We start from the raw sequence: 25,202 nt of genomic DNA, 5'->3' as shown, positions 1-25,202 counted from the left end.
TCTGAAAACACTGCCAGGAATTGAACCTGATTTCAGCAAAATCGGACATTATAATTACTTTTTAGCAGCGATACCATCATTTTTTGGTATTGGTTGCTTAAAATAATTAAAAAATGCACTGCTTTGATCCAAAACCAGGATGTCTCTTTTACTGTTAAAACTACCTTCGTACGCTAACAAGCTACGATATAAAGTAAAAAAGTCCTTATTCTTACTGTAGGCTTCCGCATAGATTGATGCTGCTGTTGCCTGTCCTACTGCGCGCACTTTTTGTGCTTGGCTTTCTGTTTGGGCAATTAATACCATCACATTCGCATCCGCCTTCGCTTGAATTTCTTCAGCCGCAGCCTGTCCATCGGCTCGATGTCGGTTAGCAATTTTTTGCATGTCTGCACGCATACGCTGATAAATTGCATTGCTGGTATTAGCAGGCAGTTCAATGCCTTTAATACGCACATCCACAACATTAATACCCAACTCACCGGCTTGCTTTTCCGCGGCAATGCGTAATAAATCCATCACATTATCACGACCACCGGACACTACTTCAGAAATAGTACGCTTACCAAATTGAGCCCGGAGTAAGGTATTTAACTGCTGCTCCAGTAAGGTTTCTGCTTTAAATTCATTACCACCGGTGGATTTAAAATAGCGCGCCAAATCAATGATTTGCCATTTCACGTAATAATCAACCATTACGTCTTTCTTTTCTTTGGTAACAATACGTGTTGATTTAATATCCATTGTTTGAATACGGGTGTCAAAAATACGTACGTTTTCAATGAAAGGCACTTTGAAATGCAAACCTGGATTGAATACTTTAACCTTATTCGTATCACCATCATTCACTAAACGACCCAAGCGTAAAATAATACCTTGCTGTCCTTCAGTGATGGTAAATACGCAGGCAAAAAACAGCAACAGCGCAATGAATAATAAAATACCAAGAGTTCTAGTTGAATTCTTCATTATTGCTGCCCCCCTTGATTGTAAACTGGTCTGGTAAGCATACGCCCGTCAATTAAATTGCCTGACTCCGCAGTCGTTCCACGCTCAGCTTTGGCATTGTGTTTGCTAGCAGTCAGGGAATTCTCTGGTTGGCTTTTAGCCAGTTTATCTAAGGGTAAATACAATAAATTACCTGCTTTACTATCAACAATAATCTTGCTGCTCTTAGTTAAAACCATTTGCATGGTTTCCAGATACATACGCTGCGCGGTAATATCCGGCGTAAGTATATATTGCGGAAGTAATGCTAAAAACTCAGCAACCTCACCTTGTGCCTGCAACACAACCTGTTTAGAAAAAGCTTCCGCTTCTTGCTTGATACGGCTGGCATTACCTTCGGCAATCGGCACTACCTTCGCAGCATAGGCCAGAGCCTGCTCTTTAAAACGCTTTTCATCTTCTTGTGCTTTAATGGCATCATCAAAAGCATCTTGCACACTCTCAGGAGCACGAGCTGGTTGAGGTGATACGTTGACAATCACAATACCCGTCTTATACATCTCTAGGGTTTTAGTTAAGGTTTCGTGTACTTGATTACCCCAAATCTCTCGCCCTTCGGTGATAATCTGGTCTAACGTAGTTGTGCCAACAACCTGTCTTAATGCGCTGGAAGTAGCCTGTTGTAAGCTTTCTTCCGGATTTGCTACATTAAACAAATACTGTTGTAAATCCCCAATACGATATTGTACAGCCAAAGATACAGAAACCAAGTTTTCATCACTAGTCAGCATTTGGGCTGAATAGGAATAGTCTAAAAGCCTATCGACGTTCATTACTACTTTAGACGAAATAAGTCTTGGTATCCAATGCGGTCCTGGCCCTACAGTTTCGACGTACTTACCAAAACGAAGAATAACTGCTTGTTCAGCAGGATCGACAATAAAAATCCCTGCTAAGGCCCACAATATGAATGCAGACACTGCAACCATAATGGCGATTAAGCTGGTATTCGAACTGGATGTTTTAGGTGGCTCAGTACCTGACTTACCCGCAGTACCAAAAAACATCTTTTTCAACTTGTCATGAAGACGTTTTAGAGCTTCATCCAAATCTGGAGGTTGATTTTTACCTTTCCAGGGATCTTTGCCTTTATCTGGCTCGTTCCACCCCATGCACTACTCCTGACCGATTTTAAGAAAGCTAGGATTTTAGGAGGTATATGAAGTTTAAGCAAGTCCTCAGCATCGAGAGGATGCTCCATTATCAAGCATTTTGGAGCTCCCCCTCAACATACAGGATAAGGTTATGCTTTATTTTAAGGTGTAACGAGCACTGGAGCACTGCCATTCGACGGGATCTCTTCATGCAAGCTTTTTGTCTCTGATTTAATCATGTCTTTAATAATAAGACGGGTTCTACTGGTAGGATGCTCCTTTGAATACTTAAGTACGGTCGCCCAATCCCCCAATCCCTCGGCAATCATCCAATTCATCGTGCTCCAAGGATTGGTAATTCGTTGGCTGTTATAGGCTAATTTATAACGTTCCACAAATACAGCGTATAACTTAAGCGGGTCTTCCTTTCCGGTGTAAGTTGAACCAGCCTTAGAAGGAAGCTCTACACTACCCAAATCATGTTCTGCATTATCGCCATATTTTCGCGTAACCCAGCTTTCTACCATGGAGCCCGCAGCACTAGGACGGCCAAAAAGTTGGCGCAACGCATAACCCCAGGAATGGTCCACATAGATGATTGAATGCAAAGAAGTACCCATCAAATGACATCGCCTTACAAAGGGATCAACCAAGTCAGGGTGTTTTTCAAGGTAAGAATCAATCGCTTTGAGCAACTCCATGCGCTTATTTGCTAATGATTGGCACATTTCTTCCCGACGAGGTGGCTCTGCGCCATGACAAAGTAACATGGCTACGCCATCAATTAGCGATGCTTTTTGTGGTTCCAAGACTAACTGTTGGCACAATGCCTCAATCGAATTATGGCCATGCTCATAAGATTCAGCGCGATCATTATTTTCAGCCTCAAGGTCAAGCTCTCCCGCAGGAGATGTCAGCAAGGCGGCAAGCGCCCTAATTTTTCCTAAGCGCGCCGCAAACAAAAGAGGCGTCTCCATCAAGGGCCCTACAGGATTGTTTAGTTGTGCTCCTGCCCGCACCAATGCTCTCACCCCGACACCAAAATTAAATAGAATTGCCTGATGTAAGGGCTGATATTCAATGGGCTCTTCTGATAATTGATTGCTTTCATGAACATTAGGATTCTGTGCTAAAACCGCTTGCAATAATTGCCTGTTTTTAGTGTCTAATGCCAAGGATAATAAAGTACGTCCTTCCTTATTGCGGCGATTTACATCAAAAAATCGTTGTTCTAAGAGAGAGCTCGCCAAACTAAGCTTGCCTAAAGAAATTGCATAATGTACTGGTTCCCCGACATTTTTATTCTGGACACGGGCTAAAACAAAAGAAAGATGAGGAGTCAAATTAGATGAGGCGTCATTCCGCTCCCCATCATTATCGGGTTCCTGGTGTTGGTGGATTAAATAATTTACTACCGTCAACTGTGTGGAATCAGGCATCCAAAAGGATTGTTCTAGATAACCCTCATCTGCCTCGAGTTTTTGAATAATAAACTCTTGGAATCGCTCCTTCCCTGCTTCAATGGCTTTGTGTAGCTCAATAACAAATCCCATGATATGACATCCTTTTCTGGTTGCTATCGAACTAATACTACACAGGGGTTAATCGAATATCAATGCAGACTGGCACGTCATTCTAGCCAAGCTAAAGGATGACGTGTCTACAAGGCTATCCTACGATTTCAAGAAAATAAGATCCCAAACGCCATGCCCCAAGCGCTCACCTCGCAACTCAAACTTAGTCAATGGTCGCGACTCAGGCTTAGGAGAATAGCCTCCTTCAGCTTGTGAATTGTGTAAGCCCGGAACTGCCGACAGGACTTCCAGCATATGTTCTGCATATTCCTGCCAGTCGGTAGCACAATGAATAAATCCACCCGTTTTAATTTTCTTGGTTAGTAATTGAATAAACTCCGGTTGCACTAAACGACGTTTATGATGGCGTTTTTTATGCCAAGGATCAGGGAAAAAGATTTGTATTCCCGCAAGCGTGTTATCCGCAATCTGTGTCTGAAATGCTTCCACCGCATCATGAGCCACAATACGTACATTAGTTACTTGCTGATCATGCAAATCAGCCGCCAGACTCCCTACCCCTGCTTGATGTACTTCAATACCAATATAATTCAGCTCGGGATGATGTTGCGCCATCTGCAGTAAAGAGGTCCCCATACCAAAACCAATTTCCACAATGGTATCTGCTGCGCGCCCAAATTCTTCGGTTAAATTCCACGGAGAATCTGACATGGATAAAGCATAATCCTTAATCCACAGATCCAATCCTTGCTGCTGACGATTACTTACCCGCCCTGCTCGCAATACATAACTTTTTATTTTACGATGCATACTAATAACTCAATTTATAAAAATTGCGATTATATGTTTCTAGAAAAATCTTGCAACTGTTGCGTTTTTTTGATATAAAACCGCTCTTGTATTTCACATCCGGCTATTTGCCCAGAATATTACAAAGACAACCATAAAATTTCTAAATTTGGAGTAACACAATGTCTAGAGTATGTCAGGTAACTGGCAAGCGACCCATGACTGGTAACAAAGTGTCGCACGCTAACAACAAAACCAAAAGACGCTTTCTACCCAACATTCAAAATCACAGTTTCTGGGTTGAAGAAGAGAGCCGATTCGTCACTTTACGCGTTAGTACTAAAGGTATGCGTATAATTGATAAGTTAGGCATCAAGAAGGTTCTGGATCAAATCAGAGCTAATGGCGAAAAAGTATAATTAAGGGGATAAACCATGGCAGCTGTCACCATCAAAGTGAAAATGGAATCCACAGCAGGAACTGGATACTATAAAACTACGACTAAGAACCCTCGAAACCATCCTGAAAAGATGGAATTGATGATGTACGATCCGAAAGTTCGTAAGCATGTTCTATTTAAAGAAAAGAAAGTAAAATAATTATTGAGCCCCGTTTTGGGGCTTTTATTTCCCTCGTTACAGCTGTATTTCCTTGGCTGGGCTTTTCTTCGTTCAAAATTAACCTCTATTCTTTTTAAATAGCACTCGATTTTACTCAACTTCAATGGAGTTAGGTTAATTTAAGCATCGCAGATACTGGATAATCCTCACGAATCGTTTAAACTGATAGTTAATGGCAGTAGAAAGAAACAAAGAGGATTTGCATGAAACCGTCACTGCAGCTTAGTATAGGCCAACATTTGGCGCTTACCCCACAGCTACAGCAAGCAATTAGGCTCTTGCAATTATCTACTATCGATCTACAACAAGAGATTCAACTCATTGTTGAATCTAATCCAATGCTAGAAGCGACCCCAAATGAAGATAAAGAGGAGTTACTTCAGGAAGCGCAAGCTAGAAGCAACGATGAGTCCACCGATTTTCAATGGTCTGAGCTTTATCAAATTTCCAATAAGCGTCATCAATTTGACGATAGTGATTATAATTTTGATAATTTGCATTGCACTACTACCAATTTACAAGACCATTTACGCTGGCAATTAGCGTTGTCACCAATGAGTGATGTAGACAGAGCTATAGCAACCACCCTAATTGACGCGATTAATAATGATGGTTTTTTAAGTACCTCTATTGACGATTTGCATGCCATACTCAACAGCGAAGAACATCCGATTGACCAAGAAGAAATAGAGGCCGTACGCCATCGTCTACAATTATTTGATCCTGTAGGTTGTGCGTCTTTAGATCTAGCAGAAACGTTAATAGTACAACTCGAACAGTTACCTCTAGAAACCAGCCATCTGGAACTTACTAAAAAAATTATTCTCGAAGATTTGGATTTACTTGGCCAACACAATTACAAACAATTAATGAAAAACCACCAGGTTAACGAAAAAATCATTAATGAAGTGTTACGTATCATTCAAGGCTTAAATCCCAAACCTGGGCATTTGATTCACCATGATATTACTGAATATATTATTCCCGACTTGACGGTTAAAAAGATAAATAATGAGTGGAAAGTCGTCCTAAATCAAAATGTTTTACCCAATTTAAGCATTAACAATCAATATGCCTCATTGATTCAACGTGCAGACAATAGTGCCGACAATTTATTCTTAAAAAATAATCTGCAAGAAGCGCGATGGTTTTTAAAAAGTATTCAAAGCAGACAGGAGACTTTGCTTAAAGTGGCACGCTGCATTATGGAGTATCAACAAGGTTTTCTCGAGTTGGGTGAAGAAGCGATGAGGCCATTGATTCTTAATGATATTGCTTCGGCCTTGGAAATGCATGAGTCAACTATTTCTCGCGTTACAACGCAAAAATTTATTCATACTCCTCGCGGAGTTTTTGAGCTAAAATACTTTTTCTCCAGCCATGTGAATACCGATGCTGGCGCTGAATGCTCCTCTACTGCTATTCGAGCAATAATTAAAAAATTAATTGCGGTAGAAAATGGAAAAAAACCATTAAGTGATAGCAAAATTATGCTCTTACTAGCAGAGCAAGGTATTCAGGTAGCACGAAGAACCGTAGCAAAATATCGTGAAGCGATGGGGATAGCTCCATCGAATGAAAGAAAGAAATTCGTATCTTAAAAGTAAACCGAAGGAGGTTCCTTATGAATATTAACTTTACTGGACATCGCATGGAGGTAACTCCTGCTATCAAAACCTATGCTGAAGAAAAATTTACTAAGCTTGAGCATCATTTCGATCATATCACTAAAATTAATGTAATTTTTGATATTGAAAAACTAAGACAAATTGCAGAAGCAACTATTTTTGTTGCGGGTGGAGAATTACATGCAAGTTCAGAATCAGAAAATTTGTATGCCGCAATAGATGCATTGATTGATAAACTCGATCGCCAGTTGCTAAAACATAAAGAAAAAATTCGTAGTCATTAATCACAAGAGTAGCCTCCTCTGCAACTGAGGAGGTGTTTTCTTTGCTTAAAAGCAAATATAATAAAACCGTGTAAAAAAATACCTATTCAAAAATCCACTTGACTTTTTTTGTACAAGAATCCCTGTACCCTAAGCATTCTTCGTGATACATTAGCTAAAACGCAGTCGCTCTACCCGAGAGTCTGTTCACATTGCGTTTTTAGGACTTAAATACGCTTATGATAAAAACAACGATTACAATCATCAATAAACTTGGCTTGCATGCTCGCGCATCGGCAAAATTTGTTTCAACTGCAGCGCGATATCAAAGCCAAATCAATGTCACCAAAGGTACCCAAACAGTTAATGGCAAAAGTATCATGGGAGTCATGATGCTTGCGGCCAATAAAGGCAGCTCGATAACCATGGAAATTGAAGGCCCAGATGAAGAGCAATTGAATGAGGCATTAGTCCAATTGATTAATAATTTCTTTGGTGAAGGCGAATAATTCTTCCACACCTTTAAATAATGAATATTGAGCACTCTCCACTGCCATCATACAAGCCAAATAAAGCCAGGCCTTTCTACTACTTCCCGTTCAACAAGAGATACGTGACTCAATGAAGGCAGCAGAATCATCCTCTAGTCCCGCTCTGGGACCTATAGGCTAGTAACCATAACTTGATTGCTTCCAACCAAGTTATGCTTTTATATCTTAGTGTTGTCTTTCACTATGCTTTCTTTGCTTTCTCACCTTATGTACCGCCAATAAAGTAATTATTAAGCCTGAAAAAGCATAAAGCCCAAAAGTGATGAAGATAACCCAGGATGGATTTGCAGCAATCGCGACAAATAAAACAATCATCACCAAGACATATAAAAAAGGAACCTTTCCTTTAAAATCCACCTCTTTAAAACTGTAATAGCGGAAATTGGAAACCATCAATGCCGATGCGACTAGAGACATAATCGCCGTTACTACCGCGACAAACATGTTATGCCAGTCATTTTGGTAGCATAACCAAGCAAACGATGCCATAACTGCTGCTGAAGGCGGGCAAGGCAAACCCTGAAAATAACGCTTATCTGCGATTTCCAGCTGGGTATTAAAACGTGCCAATCGTAAAGCAACCGCTGCCGTATAAACAAAGGCAACTAACCAACCTACTTTACCTAAATGACTCAGTGACAAATTGTACATTAATAAAGATGGAGCAACCCCAAAGGTCACCAAATCCGATAAACTGTCATATTGAGCGCCAAATTCAGACTGCGTATTGGTTAAACGAGCAATACGTCCATCTAAACCATCAGCAATCATGCCAATAAATATAGCAATAACAGAAGCCTCATACTGCCCTTTCATCGAAGCAACTAATGAATAAAATGCTGCAAATAAACTAGCGGTAGTAAACAAATTCGGTAACAAATAAATACCTGAACGATTTTCTTTTTCCATTGTCGCGATCAACCCTCAATAAACGCTTTGTTAACAATCACACATGATAGGGATAAAATTCGCTTTTGAAAACACAAATATATTGCAGTAAAGCGAATAAATTTCAATACAGAAACCTGCATTTGATGTTATACTTAGCACAGTGTACTTTAATTGAATAGAATTATGGCAGATTCACAAAAGAAAACAATCATTATTGAAGGAATAACCGCTCAAGGGAAGACTTTTCGCCCTAGTGACTGGGCAGAACGCATGAGTGGCTCACTCGCAAGCTTTAAAAACAAACGCATCCATTACTCCCCTTTATTACGTCCAAGTGTTAATAGCGATGGATATCAGTGTGTCCTTCTTGATCCAAAACTTAAGGAATCCAGCCCCTTACTTTACCAATCCATTATGGACTTTGCCAAAGCAAATAACTTGCGGATTTGTGGAGAGGAAAATTAATTGCCACCGAGGCATCTAGCCACCTGCGCACTCTAGTACCCCTGGCTTTGCTTAATCGCCATAGTCCAGCTCGCAACAGAGCCCATCATATTATTCATTATCGCCACGGTATTATCAAAGTTCATCGATAATATTCCCGCTAAAATAAATATTAATCCTTTCGGCCCATCTTGAGCCCCGGGCTCACTGGATTGCGCCACGAGAACACACCCTCGCACGAACCATAACACTCCAGCAGTACGAATCAATAAGCCCATGGAACTGTAAATATTAGTTGGATCGTAATTAGTATACGTTAAAATATTACCCACACCAAAGGCCGTATTGGCCGCGAGATTAAGTGCCGAGGGTAAGTACAATAAAAGTGCGCCAAAGAGCAAATACATCATCGGCACAAACATCCTCTCTTGCGATTGAGATTGGGCTCGATGATCCCCTATTTTCATTAGCTTCATAACCGCAGTAATGAAAAATAAGACTCCCAATAAATACGCCCCCCCTGTAATTAGCCGCTGCAGAGGGTATAAAGATTTGCTTAGATTGCCTAAAATGGCTATTAAGTCGATGGTAGTCATAAGTTAATTATATGCCTCGAACCCTTGCAATGCATAATTTTTTCCTTATATTAAGCACTTTATATTAAAAGTTGATACATTTATGCAAATAAATACTTTTCCAGTCACCTTAGTACAATCCGTTATGATTACGCCCAAGGTAAAGCATCTTATTTTTAAATGCGATCTCAATCCTTGCTTTAATTATATACCAGGACAATTTATTACCATTCATTTTGAACATGAAGGAAAAATGATAAAGCGTAGTTATAGTATTGCAAATGAACCAAAAAAAGACAATACGATTGAATTTGCAGCCGGATACTTTGAAAATGGTCCAGGAACCCAACTTTTATACAACTTAAAGCCGGGGGATATTATCAACATAAACGGTCCATTTGGACGGTTAGTCATGAAAGACGAGGCTCCAGGTCGTTACATTCTAGTCGCCACCAGCACCGGTATTACCCCTTATAGAGCGATGCTGGCAGAGCTTGGTAGACGGATGGAGCAGAATCCGGAATTACAGGTTGTTATTCTCCAAGGCGTGCAACGACGTGATGAAATCCTCTATCCTGAGGAATTCCGTAATTTTACACAAAAATATCCCAAGGCAACATTTATGCCTTTCTTAAGCCGTCAGCCTATTGAAGAATTACAAGAACATGAGTATCACGGCTACGTACAACATGCCTATCCTAATCTGAACTTAAATCCGCAACAGGATGTAGTTTATTTATGTGGAAATCCAGGTATGATCGACGAGTCATTTAATTATTTAAAAGAGCAAGGCTTTGCCATGCAACAAATTATTCGTGAAAAATATATTTCAAGATAACGACCAGGAGCAAATAGATTATGAGCTATGAAGAATTATCAGCCACTATGGATGACATGTTACAACTAGGCAAAGGTATTTTAGCCGCAGATGAAAGCAATGGAACCATTGGCAAGCGTTTTGCCTCCATTAATATTGAAAACACGGAGCAAAATCGTAGAGATTACCGCTTAATGCTTGCAACCACTCCTGATTTAGGAAAATACATTAATGGGGTAATCTTATTTGAAGAAACCTTTGAACAGACTGATGAGCAGGGCACTCCCATTGCAAAATTATTTGCGGACCAAGGTATTGTTCCAGGAATCAAAGTAGATAAAGGACTTGTTGATTTAGCTAACACTGAAAATGAGAAAGTTACTCAAGGTTTAGATGGCTTAGCTGAACGTTTATTGCACTTTAAAAAATTAGGTGCACGCTTTGCAAAATGGCGTAACGTCTACTCTATTTCAGACACTACTCCCAGCTTATCGGCAATAAAAACTGGCGCAGAAAACCTAGCGCGTTATGCAGCCACCTGCCAATCAGTAGGAATCGTGCCGATTGTAGAACCGGAAGTGTTAATGGATGGTGATCACAGCATTGAACACTGTGCTGAAGTTTCTGAAATTGTATTACATGAAGTATTCCATGCACTATTTATTCACCAAGTTGAATTAGAACACATTATTTTAAAGCCAAGCATGGTTACTTGTGGTAAAGCAAACGCTAAATTCAGCGAGCCTGATGAAGTTGCAGATTACACTGTTGGTGTATTCCGTAATAATGTTCCTGCAGCGGTACCCACCATCAACTTCTTATCTGGTGGCCAAACTCCACAGCAAGCTACAGCGAACTTAAACGCCATTAATAACATCATCCACCAACCATGGTTACTGAGCTTCTCTTACGGCAGAGCATTGCAAGAAGATTGCTTAGCGGCTTGGGGTGGGAAAAAAGAAAATATCAATACGGCTCAAGATGCCCTGTTAAAACGCGCTCGTTTAAACAGCTTGGCATGCCTTGGTGATTATCAAAACGATATGGAATAATATCGTGCCCATGCTAGGTCCATAATAAGGGACTCGCACAAGCTTTGTTTGCTGGGCCTCACAGCCCAGCCTACCTGTTTCCTATTTCTATTGCGATTTCCCTCTTAAATCAATATCCCATATCTCCACTACTTCATTATCCCGAACCATCACAAATTGATCATACAGATTAATCGTTGGATCACAGTGAGGAACCACCATTTCAATTAAGTCTCCATTCCTTGGCAAAACTCCTGGAGCGATAATTTTTCCATGTTCATCGCCAAATCCACCCCAATCATAAGATAAGTGAGGATGGCTAATAATCCGAGGTTGATACTTAGGATCAAAATAAATAGCCTTAGTCCCCGCATCGACCGTAACATGTTCTGATCTATTGCTGCTAATAACGGTACTCCAAAGCGTCATGGCATTTTGAAATTGTCTAAACTGCTGCGCGTTATCTTTAGAGCCGATACGTTCATATTGCACATCCATAACCGTATAAGAACCCGGTTGAATTTCGGTAACTTCAGACGCATCAGGATCAATATCAAACGTCCCGGTGCCAGAACCGGTTAATATATGCAATTCAGGAAAAAGCGGTTGCAGCGCACGAAAGATCTCCGAGGCCATTTCCATAGTTTTTAAAGAGCGCTCTTTACGCTCCTGATAATCAGCAACATGCTGTAAATTTCCTGCATAACACTGCATTCCCTGCACTCGCAGCCAGGGTAGCTCTTGTAGGAAACGAGCAAAGTTCAGCGCATTATTAGGATGAACACCAGTTCGACCAATTCCCGGATCAAGATCAATTAACACCTGAATAGGTTGATTCAGAGTATGTCCAAGCTGATTTAAAGCCTCGGCATTCTGCGGATTATCAAGCACTAAAAGCAGTCTTGGTGCTTTTTTTAAACAACGAGCCAAGCGCTGTAATTTGCATTCAGAAACAATAGGTGAGGTAATTAAAATATCGACAATTCCCTGTTCAATCAGGATTTCTGCTTCGGAAAGCTTTGCTGCGGAAATGCCAATAGCCCCTGCGGCAAGTTGTAGTTTCGCAATTCGCGAACATTTATGCGTCTTACAATGCGGGCGCAGGCCAACTCCCATCTGGGTGGCTAAATTCTGCATCAGGCCAATGTTTATCTCGAGTTTAGCCAAATCGATCACTAAGCAAGGAGTATCAATTTTTTCCATGTTCCTAAATCTACCTTATGTATGTAAGTATGAGACAGCCTTTAAGCTACGACTTTTGTTTAAGTTGTGGCTGTTGTACACCTTCTATCAACTCAAAACGCGCATAAAGCGGTAAATGATCCGAGAGCATTCGCCAAGGTTTTCCCTGTAAGCAAGCAACCTCCTGTACGCGCATGCCGCGGAAATAGACACGGTCAACACAAAGTGCGGGGCGAATCGCAGGAAAAGAACGGGCATGTTGCCCTTCTAAAGAAATAAAAGCCTCCTCCACATTTAAATCTTCAGCTAATGGCTGGGAAAGTACATTGCGCCAGTCATTAAAGTCTCCGGCCATCAGCAAAGGTTCATGAGCAGGTACCACTTCTTTAATTCGCTGCATTAAGGCCGTAGATTGCTCCATTCGCTCTCGTTTAAAAAGACCTAAGTGCACGCATAATAAATGAACCATCACGCCATTTACTTCCAATTGAGCATGCAAAATGCTTCGAGAAGCACGTTTTATGTTTGCTAAATTAATATTCTCGACATCTTTGAAAGCATACTTACTTAAAATTGCATTCCCATGATGTCCTGATTGATATACTGCATTTTTGGCATAGGCATAATGCGGCCAAATGTTTTCGGCAATGTATTCGCACTGAGGGGAGTCAGGCCAGGCATCAATTCGTTTTTTACGTTTTCGATGTTCGCCCTGGACTTCTTGTAAAAAAACAAAATCAGGATTCAAACTGCCAATTGCTTCTCGCATTTTAGGAAGCAAGAAACGAATAGCGCCAACCCCAAAACCTTTATGGATGTTATATGTTATCAAAGACACGCTATGTGCTTCGTGTGGCATCACCTCACCCTTCCCTAACGTGAAACTTTCTTACTAAGCATATCATTAAATTGGAGAAAAAAAACACTAACATCATCATTATTTGTACAAATAATCAATTGCTCTTTAGTTTAAAGCAACATATTAACCGCTAATTCGCTTTTGGTTTATACTTGAAACATAACTTGTTACGGGTACAACCAATATAAAATGCAAGAAATAACCCTTTCTATCCCCGGATTCTCAATTGCCGGCAAAACATGGGGAAATCCCCAAAATCCCCCCATTCTCGCCTTACATGGCTGGTTAGATAATGCCAACAGCTTTGCCCTGCTGGCCCCATACTTGCAAAATGACTTTTACTTGATTGCCGTTGATTTTCCAGGCCATGGACTATCCTCTCACCTCCCGCCTGGATGTAACTATCATTTTTTTGATGGCATTTTTATTATTATCGAAATAATTAAAGCCCTAAAATTAGATAAAGTACATTTACTAGGTCATTCAATGGGTGCTTGCATGGGCAGCTTAGTCGCAGGTGTTGCTCCTGAGCGCTTACACTCCCTTTATCTAATCGAAGCCTTAGGCCCTTTTTCGGCTCCAGCAAAAACAGCATGCAATCAATTAGCCGAATACGCCCAATTTATTAGCCACGCGCATCGCCCCCCCAAAGGTTATGAGCAATTTGAAAGTGCAGCCTTAACCCGTTCACAAAAAGGTTATGTGTCTATAGAGATTGCCCGACTTCTTTGTGAACGTGGTTTAGTGGAACAGGAGGGACGCTTTTATTGGCGTCATGATCGACGCTTAATAGCCCCCACCCCACTGCGCATGACTGAAGAACAAGTACTCTCCTGTTTACACAGTATCAACACTAAGGCTCATTTATTACTAAGTAATGAAGGATTTGCTTTTGATACGGAAATCATGGAAAACCGGATTAAAGCGGTGAAAAACATGGTGGTACATCGATTAGCAGGTGGTCATCATATTCATATGGAAAAGCCCGAGCTTATTGGGCGGATGTTGGTTGAATTTTATAAATAAACGATTGCTCATACCAAAAAACCTGATTACGGGCAATCAAGCGACACTATTTACAAACCTTAAGTAATAAAAAGGCCTAAGAATGGAAACAATTCTTAGGCCTTTTTACAGATAAATTAACGACTAGAAGTACAACGAGAGTAATTAATCGCTACTGTTTTTAGCGCGGCTTTCACAGCATCCACTGAGTAACCTAAATCAGATGCGGCACTAATCACCCCACAAGCACCTTCATCAAAAGTTGAATACGGTGTCCAGTAATCCATATTGGCTTTAACCATTACGTCAAAGGCTAAACGAGCATTCCAACCTTCCGTAGTAGACATCAGATAGAATAAACGGTTGTACACTCCACTAGAATAGTGCACATCTAAACCACCGTAATATTCGTCGGCGGAGTCAATAGAGGAACCGTCACGGCTCGGTACGTCCATATAACGTAGTGCATCGTAACCGCTGTCTTCTTTCATGATCTCACCACCAATACTCCAAGTATTTTTTCCTACAGAATAATACTCAGCTGCTTGTGCTGCCATATCAGAGAATGCTTCGTTCATACCCCCAGATTGTCCATAGTATTCAAGATTTGAATGCTGTTCCGTGAAACCATGGCTGATTTCATGACCGCCAACCCCCAGTGATACTAAGGGATACATCATTGTATCACCATCACCAAAAGTCATTTGACGACCATCCCAGTATGCATTTTCATAACCTTGACCATAATGTACGCGCATTACTAATTGCATTGGCGAACCATCAGACTTGGTTAAGGCTTCAACACCATACCAATCATGGTACATGTGCTTGATAACATAACCAGCATAAAGAGCATCATTTGTTGGTGATGCAGCTCCATTTTCGCGATCATAACCATCCCCTTTATAACCAGTCATGTAAATGCCTGAGTCATTTGTTTGGCAATCAAACTTCATTGCTTTGGTTTTTGCGCTGTACTTATGGAGCATATCAATAACTTTCACATCCGTATTTTCCATGAAACAGGCAGCAGCACCCTCATCACGTGTTATTTCTAAATAAGGGAATTCACCACCATCATATTTATATTCACCCGTTTTGCTGTTTCCACCAAAACCAAACCCTTTAACGACTGGTTTTGCTGTCTTCACATCATTCCATTGTACAAAGGTCTTGTGTGTTTTAGCATCAATAATTGCTGTTGGGCGAGCAGGAATTTTATCTTTATAAGTTACGAAAACACTCACCTTATAGGCCCAATGTGCTTGATTTTTATCATCAACATAAACCATGGGCGCAACATGCTCTTCGCTTAATTCATTCCCTGCGTATTGAGCTTTAAATTGCTCTAAAGCAGCAGGCGCATTTTTAACAAAAGAAGCTTCTGGTTTGCCTAATTCAGATTGTAAACCCTGGTAAACAACGCCATTCATCGCTACATTAGCTTGGGCTTGTCCTAGTGATTTTGCGGGATAGGCACTGTGAAGAATTGCATAACCGCCATGAACAGGAAATCCTGCATAGTGCTGTTGCATACGCACGTGGGTCATTTTGTTGCGGTCGGTATGTTCTCTTACAAAACTTAGACTATCAGTGCCCACAGAGGCACCTTGAGTAGTCAGCGAAAACTTTTGTTTTAATTGAGTAATCGATGCCTGATGTAAAGGCATTGGCTCTGCAGCGCGCACAGGTGAAGCGATTCCTAAAGCTAAAGCAACAGCCAAAGGCGACAGATAGTAATTTTGATGCATAAATTAACTCCTTGAATTGCAACTCTACTACATATAAAAGTAACTCTCCTTCAAAACCAATAATCGTCCTGAAAATCAAGCCATGGAATAACTTGTTAGCTTCAAGGGCGAGTCACACCGAAAAAGTTATAAATCCTAAAAACGTCACCCTTTATGGCGAACAAATAATGTTTTTTTAGGTATAAAACCGCTACAGCTCAACAAACTAATCCAAGCTAGCACAATTTTATTGTTTTTGAAAATACTAAATGCATTTGTATTTGATTCAGGAAACTTACGCCCAAACTCTTGTAGGCCTTATGTGGTAAAAAGCAAACTAACGTGCAGAGAACATGCCGAGATCCTCTTGGATATGGACAATTACCTAAAGATAAGGCAAAATTTGCCAAAAATTATTCTATAATTACGGAATGATGAAAAAAATCCTGGTCTTGCATGGCCCCAATCTAAATCTTCTGGGAACAAGAGAACCCCATATCTATGGTGCTCTCTCGTTAGATCAGATCAATTCTCGTTTAACTCAAGAAGCAACTCGCGCAGGGGTAGCGCTATCTTGCTATCAAAGCAATTCTGAAGGAGAGTTAATCAATGTGATTCAACAAGCAGGTGCCGACAAGATTGATTACATTATATTCAATCCCGCAGGTTATACCCATACCAGTATAGCCCTGCGCGATGCACTAAGTGCAGTTGCCATACCGTTTATTGAAGTACACCTTAGTAACATTTATTCCCGCGAAGCTTTTCGTCATCACTCATACTTCTCTGATATTGCCAAAGGCACCATCAGTGGTTTGGGTGCACAAGGGTATTCGCTTGCATTAACCTCAATTATCGAAGAATTAGAGAGAACCAAATAATGGATATTCGTAAAATAAAAAAATTAATCGAATTATTAGAAGAAACCGGTATTTCTGAAATTGAAATCAAAGAAGGTGAAGAGTCTTTAAGATTAAGCCGTTACAGCAATGCTCCTGTTGAAGCACCTGCCGTTCATTATGTTTCTGCTCCAGCGCCTCGGGTTGAAGCGGCTCCTGTTGCAAGCGCCCCTGCTGCTCATGAAAGCAAACCTGCAGCTGCAATGAGTTCCGGCCATAAAGTACGCTCTCCTATGGTAGGTACTCTGTACGCCTCTCCATCCCCTGAAAGCCCCCCTTTTGTTACTGTGGGCCAATCAGTAAAAGTTGGTGATGTACTATGTATTGTTGAAGCGATGAAAATGTTCAACGAAATTGAAGCCGATCGTGCAGGTAAGATTGTTGAAATATTAGTAGCAAATGGCGAAGCGGTTGAATATGACCAAGTCTTGTTTGTTATTGAATAAAAGGTGCACTAATGCTCAATAAAATTGTTATCGCCAACCGCGGCGAAATTGCGCTTCGTATTTTGCGCGCCTGTAAAGAGCTAGGCATTCAAACCGTAGCCGTGCATTCGGATGTAGATAAAGATCTACTGCACGTGCGACTTGCGGATGAAACCGTATGCATCGGCCCTGCTCCAGCGCAAAAAAGTTATCTTAATATTCCAGCAATTATTTCTGCAGCAGAAATCACCGATGCCGTAGCCATCCATCCTGGCTATGGATTTTTATCGGAAAATGCTGATTTTGCTGACATTGTCGAACAAAGTGGATTTAAATTTATTGGCCCTCGTGGTGATACCATTCGCATGATGGGCGATAAAGTATCGGCTATTCATGCGATGAAAGCAGCCGGGGTACCCTGCGTTCCAGGCTCTGACGGCCCTTTAGGCGATGACGAGCACCATAATCTGGAAATTGGCCGCAAAATTGGTTACCCAGTGATTATTAAAGCTGCCGGTGGTGGGGGTGGACGGGGAATGCGTGTCGTACATAGCGAATCTAATTTGCTAACCGCCATTGCTTTAACCCGCAGTGAGGCAAAAGCAGCCTTCAACAATGCCACCGTTTATATGGAAAAATTTCTGGAAAATCCGCGCCACATTGAGTTCCAGGTATTGGGTGATGGTAAAGGAAAAGCGATTCATTTAGGTGAGCGCGATTGTTCCATGCAACGTCGCCATCAAAAAGTAGTGGAAGAAGCCCCTGCCCCTGGCATCAGCCCGGAATTACGCAAAGAAATTGGGGCAGCCGTAATTAAGGCCTGTGAAGAATTGCAATATCGTGGTGCGGGAACTTTTGAGTTCTTATATCAGGATGGTTGTTTTTACTTCATTGAAATGAATACACGTATTCAGGTAGAACATCCCGTCACGGAAATGATTACTGGTATTGATTTAATTAAAGAACAAATCAAAATTGCCAGCGAGATACCAATGACCTTAACCCAGGATGACATTACACTTCGCGGTCATGCCATCGAATGTCGCATCAATGCTGAAGATGCTAAGACGTTTATGCCTTCTCCAGGAATGATCAAATTGCTGCATCAACCAGGTGGACCAGGAATTCGTTTTGACTCGCATATTTACAGTAGCTACACCGTGCCCCCTAATTATGATTCTATGATAGGGAAACTCATAAGCTACGGTGCAACACGAGCGGAAGCTATTGCTCGCATGCGCAATGCCTTAGATGAAATTATTATTGACGGCATCAAAACGAATATTGAATTGCATCAACGTATCCTCCACGACCAATCATTCGTTGCTGGCGGTACGAATATTCATTATCTGGAAAAAATGTTGAAAGGTTAATATTGTGTGGTTTCAATTAAAAATAGAACATTGCCCTGTTGAGCAAATAGAGCAATTAAGTGAAGAACTGGAAGAGTTTGGCGCCCTGTCGGTTATGCTCACCGATAAAAACGACAATCCAGTGCTTGAGCCTGAACCAGGAACAACTCCGTTATGGCCTGAGGTAATCATGCAGGCCTTATTTCCTGAGGCCATTCAGGCGCAGTACACTCGTGATCAATTAACGCAAATACACCCAGGGTTATCCCTAACCCTGGAAATCCTCGAGGATAGGGATTGGGAACGTGCGTGGATGGATGACTTTAAACCACAGCGTTTTGGTCAACGTTTATGGATTTGCCCAACCTGGTCAACGCCCCCGGAACCTGAAGCAGTTAATTTAATGCTGGATCCGGGATTGGCTTTTGGTACCGGAACTCATCCTACGACCTCCTTATGCTTAACTTGGTTAGAACAAGCAGCCTTGCAACACAAATCGATTATTGACTATGGTTGTGGCTCCGGTATTTTGTCTTTAGCTTCGTTAAAATTAGGTGCTAAGGAAGTTTATGCGGTGGATATTGATCAACAAGCCTTACAAGCAACGCAAAATAATGCGCTGACGAATGGTCTTGACACGAATAAACTTCTCATTAGTTTCCCTGATGAGCTAAGAAATCCCGTAGATTTAATTATTGCCAATATCCTGTTAGCACCATTAATGATGCTTAAAGAGCGTTTCCAGCAATTGCTGCAACCCGACGGCATGCTGGTCGTTTCTGGAATACTCCAAGAGCAAGCACCTCTGCTTATTGAAGACTACACGCATCTCTTTATGCTGGTAAGCCAAGAAAACCTTAATGGCTGGTCCTTATTAGTTTTTGCGCGTAAATAATTACCCCGTTGCAATGACCGGGAGCAATGCATTTCGAGCAGAGCTCCCGTATATGCCAAAATTCTTTAGCTATATTGATTCAATAACCCCACCATCTCCTAAGACAAAGACTCACTCCCTTAAGATAACCATAAGCTTTCAATGATAAAATGGTTTTCATTTATACCGATGTGTTAGGAGAAATATGTCTTTTGCTAAATTTTTTGATTCAAATAAAACTCATGTCATTGAGCTTTATAGTTATAGCGATGAATCAATAGAAGAAATGATGCACGAAATAATTTCTGGCACTGACGCAGGCTCCATTTTAACCGATATTTACGGGCAAGAGCTTAGATTCGTCTACGTACCTCAAGCACCAAAATTTCGACAACTTTTAGCAGAGGCCAAAGCAAGAGGCTATACCCAATCGATAGTAAATCTGTATGAACCAAATAATATCTCCTATTTAGCATTTAGATTACAACATGGCGATTCGATACTTATTAATGCTCAAAGTGATATTCAGAATAACTTAATTGCCGGATACGAGGCTGAAGAATTAGCAAATATCCTTAATGAAGATTTAGGTTTAAACAAATTTTTACTGAAAAATTTAGACGTCGACTCGTGTATGATGGGAAGAATCAAAAGCTATCGTGATGAGCTAAAACGGTATTTAACAACTTTTCAAACTATTACAACCTATACTGATTTATGTTCGGTGTCTAAAAAAAATAATAATCCCTCTAGAATATGGATAGCAGAAAAAAAAGATTGGGACATTTTTTATAGCGAAAATGAATTAAATGAAAAAGGGACCCGTATTATTGAATATACAGACGCTTATATGAATCAATTAAAAGCGAGCAGCCTTAACTTCGAAGAAAGTGAGCTAAAGAAACATGATACTTTAACTGCTTAGCACTGCAAGCGTACCCCAGACATGTTATTTAAAAATAGTCCTGAAAAATGCCGTCATAACTGAGAAGAATTATTCTCCTTAGTTTGACGGCAATGCAATCCAGATCTTATCTCTATTTAATGCGCGGGACCGTTACCACCGCCTTTATCGGTACCAATACCTTGAGTATTTCCTCCATTCCCTAAACCATCATTGTCACCAGGAACACTACTTGGAGTGGGCGTTGGAGCCGGAGTAGTACTAGGATTAGGTGGAGACGGGGAATTAGGAGGAGGATTAGTATTCATACCTGCACCATTATTATGGTAGGTTCCGCTCCCACTAACATCCCCACAGCTTGCATACGCAGAGTAAAGCGCTCCTAATCCGCATAAAAAAACCAATATTTTCTTCATTAGCGTCTCCTTTTCATTGCATTTATCATCCTTCCAGTACTTATTGTAGACAAGTAATACCTGAAGTTTTAGGTTACTATTCTTCCTCGGCCCTACCCTTAATGCAAAAAATTATCCAATTGCTTGATAATCCTCAATAAACATTCCAAAATAAAGAATTCATGTTATTTGTGTCCCAGGAGTTAAGGAATGACCCACGACAGAGAGTTTAGTGATTTAATGCATGCTGTAGCAGAAAAAAGCCTGCAGATTATTAATGACATTCAACAAAAGCCGCTGGATGTGTCATCCTTGATTGACCAATACATTGACTTAACAGAGCACTTTCAAAATGTAGTGTCGGTGATGCTAAAAAACCCAGAGAAAATATGGGAAATGCAATTAACCTATTGGAAAGATGCCATGGAACTGGCACAAACCCAATTCGCCCATTGGCTTGAGGGAAAATCAATGCCCATCACTGACTCTCGCTTCAGTGGCGAAGATTGGCTGCATAATCCTTTTTTTAACTTGCTAAGCCAGCACTACCTTTTAGCAACACAGCATATGAATGACTTATTTGAAAAAATGGAGTATTCAGATAAGAATGCCGCCAAACGCATCAAGTTTTTTACCAAACAATATTTAGATGCTCTCTCGCCGGCAAACTTTGTGCATACCAATCCACAGTTAATGGATGAAACCCTAAAAAGTCGCGGCAAAAATTTACTGCATGGATTACATAATCTACTTTCAGACGTAGAAGTTGGCTCCTCACGCCTAATGATTAAAATGACCGATGTGGATGCCTTCAAGATTGGCAAGAATCTGGCCGTTACTCCTGGAAAAGTGGTTTTTAGAAATGAAATGATGGAGCTCATCCAGTATTCACCTACGACCACCAAGGTAAAATCAATACCTCTATTAGTTATTCCACCCTGGATTAACAAATATTATATCCTGGACTTAAGCCCGCATAATTCATTTATTCGCTGGGTAGTAGAACAAGGGATTACGGTATTCATTATTTCCTGGATAAACCCGGACGCAAGCTTTGCGCATAAAAGCTTATATGACTATTTAAAAGAAGGCCCTCAGGAGGCGATAAACGTCATCAAAGAGCAGATGCAGGTACCTCAGGTTAATACCTTAGGATTCTGCATTGGCGGCACCCTATTGTCTTTGCTTCTCGCTTATAATAAAGCCCATAAGGATAATTCAATTCACAGCGCCACATTCTTGGCAGCCATGATTGATTTCAGTGACCCCGGTGATATTTCCGTGTTTATTGATGAGCAACAAATTGCCAAGCTGGAAAATGAAATGAAGTCTAAAGGCTATTTGGCCGGAAAATTTATGGCTTCCAGCTTTAACTCATTAAGAGCGAATGACTTGGTATGGTCATTTTTTATCAAAAATTACTTACGTGGGCAAAATCCTGTTCCCTTTGATATTTTATATTGGAACTCTGATTCGACGAATATGCCCGCAACCATGCATTCTCAATATTTAAGATGGATGTATTTGCATAATAACCTGTCGCAGCCCAACAAAATTCATCTGAATCATACCCCCATCGATGTAAGCAGCATTGATGTACCTACATTTTTCCTATCGACGGAAAAGGATCATATTGCTCCCTGGCAAACCACTTATACAGGTTATCAGCTGATGAGTGGGCCAAAACGCTTTGTTTTAGGCGGCTCAGGGCATATCGCAGGAATTATTAATCCGCCAACAGCCACCAAATATGGCTATAAGGTAAACCATCATGCACCCTCCACCCCTGAGGAGTGGCTAGCACATGCAAGCGAACATGGAGGCTCCTGGTGGCCTGAATGGATGGATTGGTTAAAAACACATTCCGGAAAATTAATTCCAGCCCCGATTTTTGACAATTTGAAACACCTCCCTATTATGGATGCTCCGGGCAGTTATGTATTATTAAAGAAATAATAGCTAGGTAGCCTGGTTGCCAGCAACCAGGCTAGAAGGATTATAATGAGGTAGTTTCTTCTAGTTGTTTTTCTAAAGTAATGTAATCAATTTTTCCTGAGGCTAATACAGGTATCTTTGCTGCAGGATAAATTTGAAAGGGAATCAGCAGTTCAGAATAGCTCAACTCTTGCACCTTCTTAATGAAGCTTGCCTTGTTTGCTTCAGTTGCTTCACTAAATAAGAGAATCTGCTCACCTTTTTTAGCACATTTTCTAGAAACAGCAGCATGTAATAACTCAGGCCAAATAGATGCCGCAATTCCCTCAACAGCGGTTAAAGAAACCATCTCACCCGCCAGTTTTGCAAAACGTTTTGCACGTCCGGCAATAGTAATAAAATCTTCTTCATCCATGGTGACAATATCTCCAGTATCATGCCAACCATCTTGAGGACCATTAACCATTCCTTGCTTTTCCGAAGACAAGTAACCTTGCATGATATTCGGGCCTCGTAGGAACAAACGTCCTCCTTCAGCAATTCCATCCACCGGCTCAATACGACGCTCCATGAACGGTAACATCATTCCTACGCTTCCTGGAACATAGGCCAAAGGACAGTTCATTGAAATCACCGGCGATGCTTCCGTAGCACCATAACCTTCATACACTTTGACGCCAAAATTATCGCTCCAGTAACGCATGGTCTCTGGTTTTACCTTTTCTGCACCCGCAAAAATATAACGAATACTACTAAAATCATGCCGTTCTGCAGCACGCGCATAACCAGTTAAAAAGGTATCAGTACCAAACATAATGGTTGCGCCAGACTGATACACCAGGCCTGGAATAATTTTGTAGTGCAAAGGAGAAGGGTAAAAGAAACAATTTAACCCTGTCACTAAAGGAAGAATGCCCCCCGCAGTTAAACCAAAACAATGGAATATAGGCAAGGCATTAAAAAATATGTCGCGTGAAGAGAAATCGACACGTGAGGTCAACTGCCAACAATTAGCAAGCATATTGGAATGACTTAAGACGACGCCCTTTGGAATACCCTCAGATCCCGATGTAAATAAAATCACCCCAGTCTGCTCAGGAGTCACGGGCTCGCCAATCAATTGATAGGACCATACCGGAAACATTCCTTTGGCTAAGCCCGAAAGCTTATGACCCAAATTAATTGAGGATTTAAAGTCTTCTAAAAAATGTATTTTCAAGCCCGCATTTTGTAGCTCATCCACTAAAGTTTCTAATTTAGCTGTAGCCACAAATTGTCTTGAAGTGTATATATTTTTTATTCCCGCTGAATGGCAAGCAGAAAACAAATTATAAAAGCCCATGCTGAAATTCAACATCGCCGGAAGACGGCGATAAGCATGCAATGCGAAAAAAGTCACCATCCCCGCAATAGTAGTAGGCATCATCACGCCTACGTGCTCGCCAGCCTGAGTTTGCTTTTTAATTTGTCGCCCTAAAATAAAACAACGCGCCAAAAATTGACGATAACTCAGCGGGGTGCGATTCGAATCTTCAATCTTTGCTTTGTGCTTAATACCTAAATAGGCACCATCAATTAAGGCACGAAATAAAGACTTCGGACGAAAGCTGTTTGCAAAAGTTAATTCACTGATTAGGCGAAATAAGCGCAAGCTAACAGTAGCCCTATCGACAGACCTATCTTTAAGGCGCAAATAAGAAGGGGCCGGTGATACATACAGCGTTACTTTAGGACGAGCTTGAATACGATTCTTGTCCTTACTAATGGAAAATATACTGTGCTGTGCTCCCTCAATACGGATAGGGATCACCGAGGCTCTTGCCTTTTTTAAGATCAACCCTGGGCCATCAAAAACACGAAGACTATCTTCCTGAAGTCCAATTCCCTGAGGAAAAATAACACAACGCTTGCCCGCACGAATAGCTTTAACCAAAGCTCTGGCCGCTTGTGCGCTAGTTGAATCAACGGCGATGACATCGGTAAATAGAGTCATCATTTTCATCCAGAACCACCCGGTAGCATGGGGATGTAAGGCAACGGTTAAGCGCTCAGGCAATAACATTGCAAGCAATAATAAATCGATTTTGGACGTTCTATTGGCAATAATTACAGAATTAGCTTCAGGCTGATATTCACCTTGCAAACTGACTCGAAACCAATAGGTTAATGCTGCTTTAATCCAGCGTTGGGCACGTTGCTTTAGCCCTTCTTTCCACGCGACTTGTTCCATATCTCTTATCTCTAAATAAAAAATTCGCCATCGGTTATACCCAATCAATCTTAATTTTGCAAGATTATTGCCCCTCAGGGCATGTAATGGATTGTGTTCTTATAGTGAAATTCAGTAATATGACAGCGTTCCTAGATAGCCTAAAAAATTTGTCGAAAGGAGTCTT

General features: G+C 41.0%; 26 protein-coding genes. 15 read left to right on the top strand and 11 right to left on the bottom strand.

Annotated features, from left to right (window positions below; translation table 11 throughout):
* Positions 1 to 54 precede the first annotated feature (54 nt).
* The 4 genes from hflC to trmB form a co-directional block, all read right to left on the bottom strand.
* A complete protein-coding gene (hflC, locus tag ACD661_RS10695; RefSeq protein ID WP_400187843.1) occupies positions 55 to 969 on the bottom strand; it encodes a protease modulator HflC in 915 nt (304 codons plus the stop codon).
* The gene (gene hflK / locus ACD661_RS10690) at positions 969 to 2,120 is read right to left on the bottom strand and encodes an FtsH protease activity modulator HflK (protein WP_400187841.1); all 1,152 of its coding nucleotides are present in this window, start codon (positions 2,118 to 2,120) and stop codon (positions 969 to 971) included. The genes hflC and hflK overlap by 1 nt, the downstream gene beginning before the upstream one ends.
* A 143-nt stretch (positions 2,121 to 2,263) precedes the next feature.
* Positions 2,264 to 3,655, bottom strand: a complete 1,392-nt coding sequence (gene ankC, locus ACD661_RS10685) for a Dot/Icm T4SS effector AnkC/LegA12 (RefSeq protein WP_400187840.1) — start codon at positions 3,653 to 3,655, stop codon at positions 2,264 to 2,266.
* Positions 3,656 to 3,775: 120 nt separating this feature from the next.
* Entirely contained in the window at positions 3,776 to 4,447 is a 672-nt protein-coding gene (gene trmB, locus ACD661_RS10680) for a tRNA (guanosine(46)-N7)-methyltransferase TrmB (RefSeq protein WP_400187839.1), read from the bottom strand.
* Positions 4,448 to 4,608: 161 nt separating this feature from the next.
* Here trmB and rpmB point away from each other — a divergent pair, with 161 nt between their 5' ends.
* From rpmB to ACD661_RS10655, 5 genes are all read left to right on the top strand, one after another.
* The gene (gene rpmB / locus ACD661_RS10675) at positions 4,609 to 4,845 is read left to right on the top strand and encodes a 50S ribosomal protein L28 (RefSeq protein ID WP_133136967.1); all 237 of its coding nucleotides are present in this window, start codon (positions 4,609 to 4,611) and stop codon (positions 4,843 to 4,845) included.
* 15 nt (positions 4,846 to 4,860) lie between these two features.
* On the top strand, positions 4,861 to 5,025 hold the full coding sequence (rpmG, locus tag ACD661_RS10670; protein ID WP_003635328.1) for a 50S ribosomal protein L33: 165 nt from the start codon (positions 4,861 to 4,863) through the stop codon (positions 5,023 to 5,025).
* 224 nt (positions 5,026 to 5,249) lie between these two features.
* A complete protein-coding gene (locus ACD661_RS10665; RefSeq protein WP_400187837.1) occupies positions 5,250 to 6,647 on the top strand; it encodes an RNA polymerase factor sigma-54 in 1,398 nt (465 codons plus the stop codon).
* Between the two features lie 23 nt (positions 6,648 to 6,670).
* Complete coding sequence (gene hpf / locus ACD661_RS10660) at positions 6,671 to 6,958, top strand: ribosome hibernation-promoting factor, HPF/YfiA family (protein WP_400187836.1); 288 nt, start codon at positions 6,671 to 6,673, stop codon at positions 6,956 to 6,958.
* Between the two features lie 218 nt (positions 6,959 to 7,176).
* Positions 7,177 to 7,446, top strand: a complete 270-nt coding sequence (locus ACD661_RS10655; protein ID WP_400187835.1) for an HPr family phosphocarrier protein — start codon at positions 7,177 to 7,179, stop codon at positions 7,444 to 7,446.
* A 207-nt stretch (positions 7,447 to 7,653) separates the two neighbouring features.
* On the opposite strand, the gene pssA is transcribed toward ACD661_RS10655, so the two are convergent.
* Positions 7,654 to 8,397 carry a CDP-diacylglycerol--serine O-phosphatidyltransferase gene (gene pssA, locus ACD661_RS10650; protein ID WP_400187834.1) on the bottom strand — a complete coding sequence of 248 codons (744 nt, stop codon included), beginning with the start codon at positions 8,395 to 8,397 and terminating at the stop codon, positions 7,654 to 7,656.
* A 165-nt stretch (positions 8,398 to 8,562) separates the two neighbouring features.
* Here pssA and ACD661_RS10645 point away from each other — a divergent pair, with 165 nt between their 5' ends.
* Complete coding sequence (locus ACD661_RS10645; protein WP_133136962.1) at positions 8,563 to 8,844, top strand: DUF3579 domain-containing protein; 282 nt, start codon at positions 8,563 to 8,565, stop codon at positions 8,842 to 8,844.
* A gap of 32 nt (positions 8,845 to 8,876) precedes the next feature.
* Here the strand turns inward: ACD661_RS10645 and ACD661_RS10640 are convergent, their stop codons facing one another.
* The gene (locus ACD661_RS10640; protein ID WP_400187833.1) at positions 8,877 to 9,419 is read right to left on the bottom strand and encodes a type IV secretion protein IcmC; all 543 of its coding nucleotides are present in this window, start codon (positions 9,417 to 9,419) and stop codon (positions 8,877 to 8,879) included.
* Positions 9,420 to 9,501: 82 nt separating this feature from the next.
* Between ACD661_RS10640 and ACD661_RS10635 the strand changes: the two genes are divergently transcribed.
* Both ACD661_RS10635 and ACD661_RS10630 read left to right on the top strand, forming a co-directional pair.
* Entirely contained in the window at positions 9,502 to 10,236 is a 735-nt protein-coding gene (locus tag ACD661_RS10635; protein ID WP_400187832.1) for a ferredoxin--NADP reductase, read from the top strand.
* 20 nt (positions 10,237 to 10,256) lie between these two features.
* Entirely contained in the window at positions 10,257 to 11,267 is a 1,011-nt protein-coding gene (locus ACD661_RS10630) for a class I fructose-bisphosphate aldolase (RefSeq protein ID WP_400187831.1), read from the top strand.
* 87 nt (positions 11,268 to 11,354) lie between these two features.
* Here ACD661_RS10630 and ACD661_RS10625 read toward each other — a convergent pair whose 3' ends face one another.
* Together ACD661_RS10625 and ACD661_RS10620 are read right to left on the bottom strand one after the other, a co-directional pair.
* On the bottom strand, positions 11,355 to 12,449 hold the full coding sequence (locus ACD661_RS10625; RefSeq protein WP_400187830.1) for a DSD1 family PLP-dependent enzyme: 1,095 nt from the start codon (positions 12,447 to 12,449) through the stop codon (positions 11,355 to 11,357).
* A gap of 46 nt (positions 12,450 to 12,495) precedes the next feature.
* Entirely contained in the window at positions 12,496 to 13,287 is a 792-nt protein-coding gene (locus ACD661_RS10620; protein WP_400187829.1) for an endonuclease/exonuclease/phosphatase family protein, read from the bottom strand.
* A 189-nt stretch (positions 13,288 to 13,476) separates the two neighbouring features.
* Here ACD661_RS10620 and ACD661_RS10615 point away from each other — a divergent pair, with 189 nt between their 5' ends.
* On the top strand, positions 13,477 to 14,313 hold the full coding sequence (locus ACD661_RS10615) for an alpha/beta fold hydrolase (RefSeq protein WP_400187828.1): 837 nt from the start codon (positions 13,477 to 13,479) through the stop codon (positions 14,311 to 14,313).
* Between the two features lie 116 nt (positions 14,314 to 14,429).
* Here the strand turns inward: ACD661_RS10615 and proA are convergent, their stop codons facing one another.
* The gene (proA, locus tag ACD661_RS10610) at positions 14,430 to 16,043 is read right to left on the bottom strand and encodes a zinc metalloprotease ProA (protein WP_400187827.1); all 1,614 of its coding nucleotides are present in this window, start codon (positions 16,041 to 16,043) and stop codon (positions 14,430 to 14,432) included.
* 413 nt (positions 16,044 to 16,456) lie between these two features.
* Between proA and aroQ the strand changes: the two genes are divergently transcribed.
* The 5 genes from aroQ (at position 16,457) to ACD661_RS10585 (ending at position 20,497) form a co-directional block, all read left to right on the top strand.
* Positions 16,457 to 16,903, top strand: coding sequence for a type II 3-dehydroquinate dehydratase (gene aroQ, locus ACD661_RS10605; protein ID WP_400187904.1), 447 nt, complete (start codon positions 16,457 to 16,459; stop codon positions 16,901 to 16,903).
* Positions 16,903 to 17,367 carry an acetyl-CoA carboxylase biotin carboxyl carrier protein gene (gene accB / locus ACD661_RS10600; RefSeq protein WP_400187826.1) on the top strand — a complete coding sequence of 155 codons (465 nt, stop codon included), beginning with the start codon at positions 16,903 to 16,905 and terminating at the stop codon, positions 17,365 to 17,367. Before aroQ ends, accB begins: the two co-directional genes overlap by 1 nt.
* Positions 17,368 to 17,378: 11 nt before the next feature.
* A complete protein-coding gene (accC, locus tag ACD661_RS10595; RefSeq protein WP_400187825.1) occupies positions 17,379 to 18,719 on the top strand; it encodes an acetyl-CoA carboxylase biotin carboxylase subunit in 1,341 nt (446 codons plus the stop codon).
* Between the two features lie 4 nt (positions 18,720 to 18,723).
* Positions 18,724 to 19,593 carry a 50S ribosomal protein L11 methyltransferase gene (gene prmA, locus ACD661_RS10590; protein ID WP_400187824.1) on the top strand — a complete coding sequence of 290 codons (870 nt, stop codon included), beginning with the start codon at positions 18,724 to 18,726 and terminating at the stop codon, positions 19,591 to 19,593.
* A 184-nt stretch (positions 19,594 to 19,777) separates the two neighbouring features.
* Positions 19,778 to 20,497: a hypothetical protein gene (locus ACD661_RS10585; protein WP_400187823.1), complete on the top strand. Its 720-nt coding sequence runs from the start codon at positions 19,778 to 19,780 to the stop codon at positions 20,495 to 20,497.
* Positions 20,498 to 20,613: 116 nt separating this feature from the next.
* Here ACD661_RS10585 and ACD661_RS10580 read toward each other — a convergent pair whose 3' ends face one another.
* A complete protein-coding gene (locus tag ACD661_RS10580) occupies positions 20,614 to 20,892 on the bottom strand; it encodes a hypothetical protein (protein WP_400187822.1) in 279 nt (92 codons plus the stop codon).
* A gap of 189 nt (positions 20,893 to 21,081) precedes the next feature.
* Between ACD661_RS10580 and ACD661_RS10575 the strand changes: the two genes are divergently transcribed.
* Positions 21,082 to 22,827: a PHA/PHB synthase family protein gene (locus tag ACD661_RS10575; RefSeq protein WP_400187821.1), complete on the top strand. Its 1,746-nt coding sequence runs from the start codon at positions 21,082 to 21,084 to the stop codon at positions 22,825 to 22,827.
* A gap of 40 nt (positions 22,828 to 22,867) precedes the next feature.
* Here the strand turns inward: ACD661_RS10575 and ACD661_RS10570 are convergent, their stop codons facing one another.
* Positions 22,868 to 25,036, bottom strand: coding sequence for an AMP-binding protein (locus tag ACD661_RS10570; RefSeq protein WP_400187820.1), 2,169 nt, complete (start codon positions 25,034 to 25,036; stop codon positions 22,868 to 22,870).
* Positions 25,037 to 25,202 lie beyond the last annotated feature (166 nt).

Origin of the sequence: Legionella lytica, from assembly GCF_044626755.1 — a bacterium.
In the GTDB taxonomy this organism is placed as follows: Bacteria; Pseudomonadota; Gammaproteobacteria; order Legionellales; family Legionellaceae; genus Legionella; species Legionella lytica_A.
This window is presented reverse-complemented; position numbering and strand designations above follow the sequence as displayed.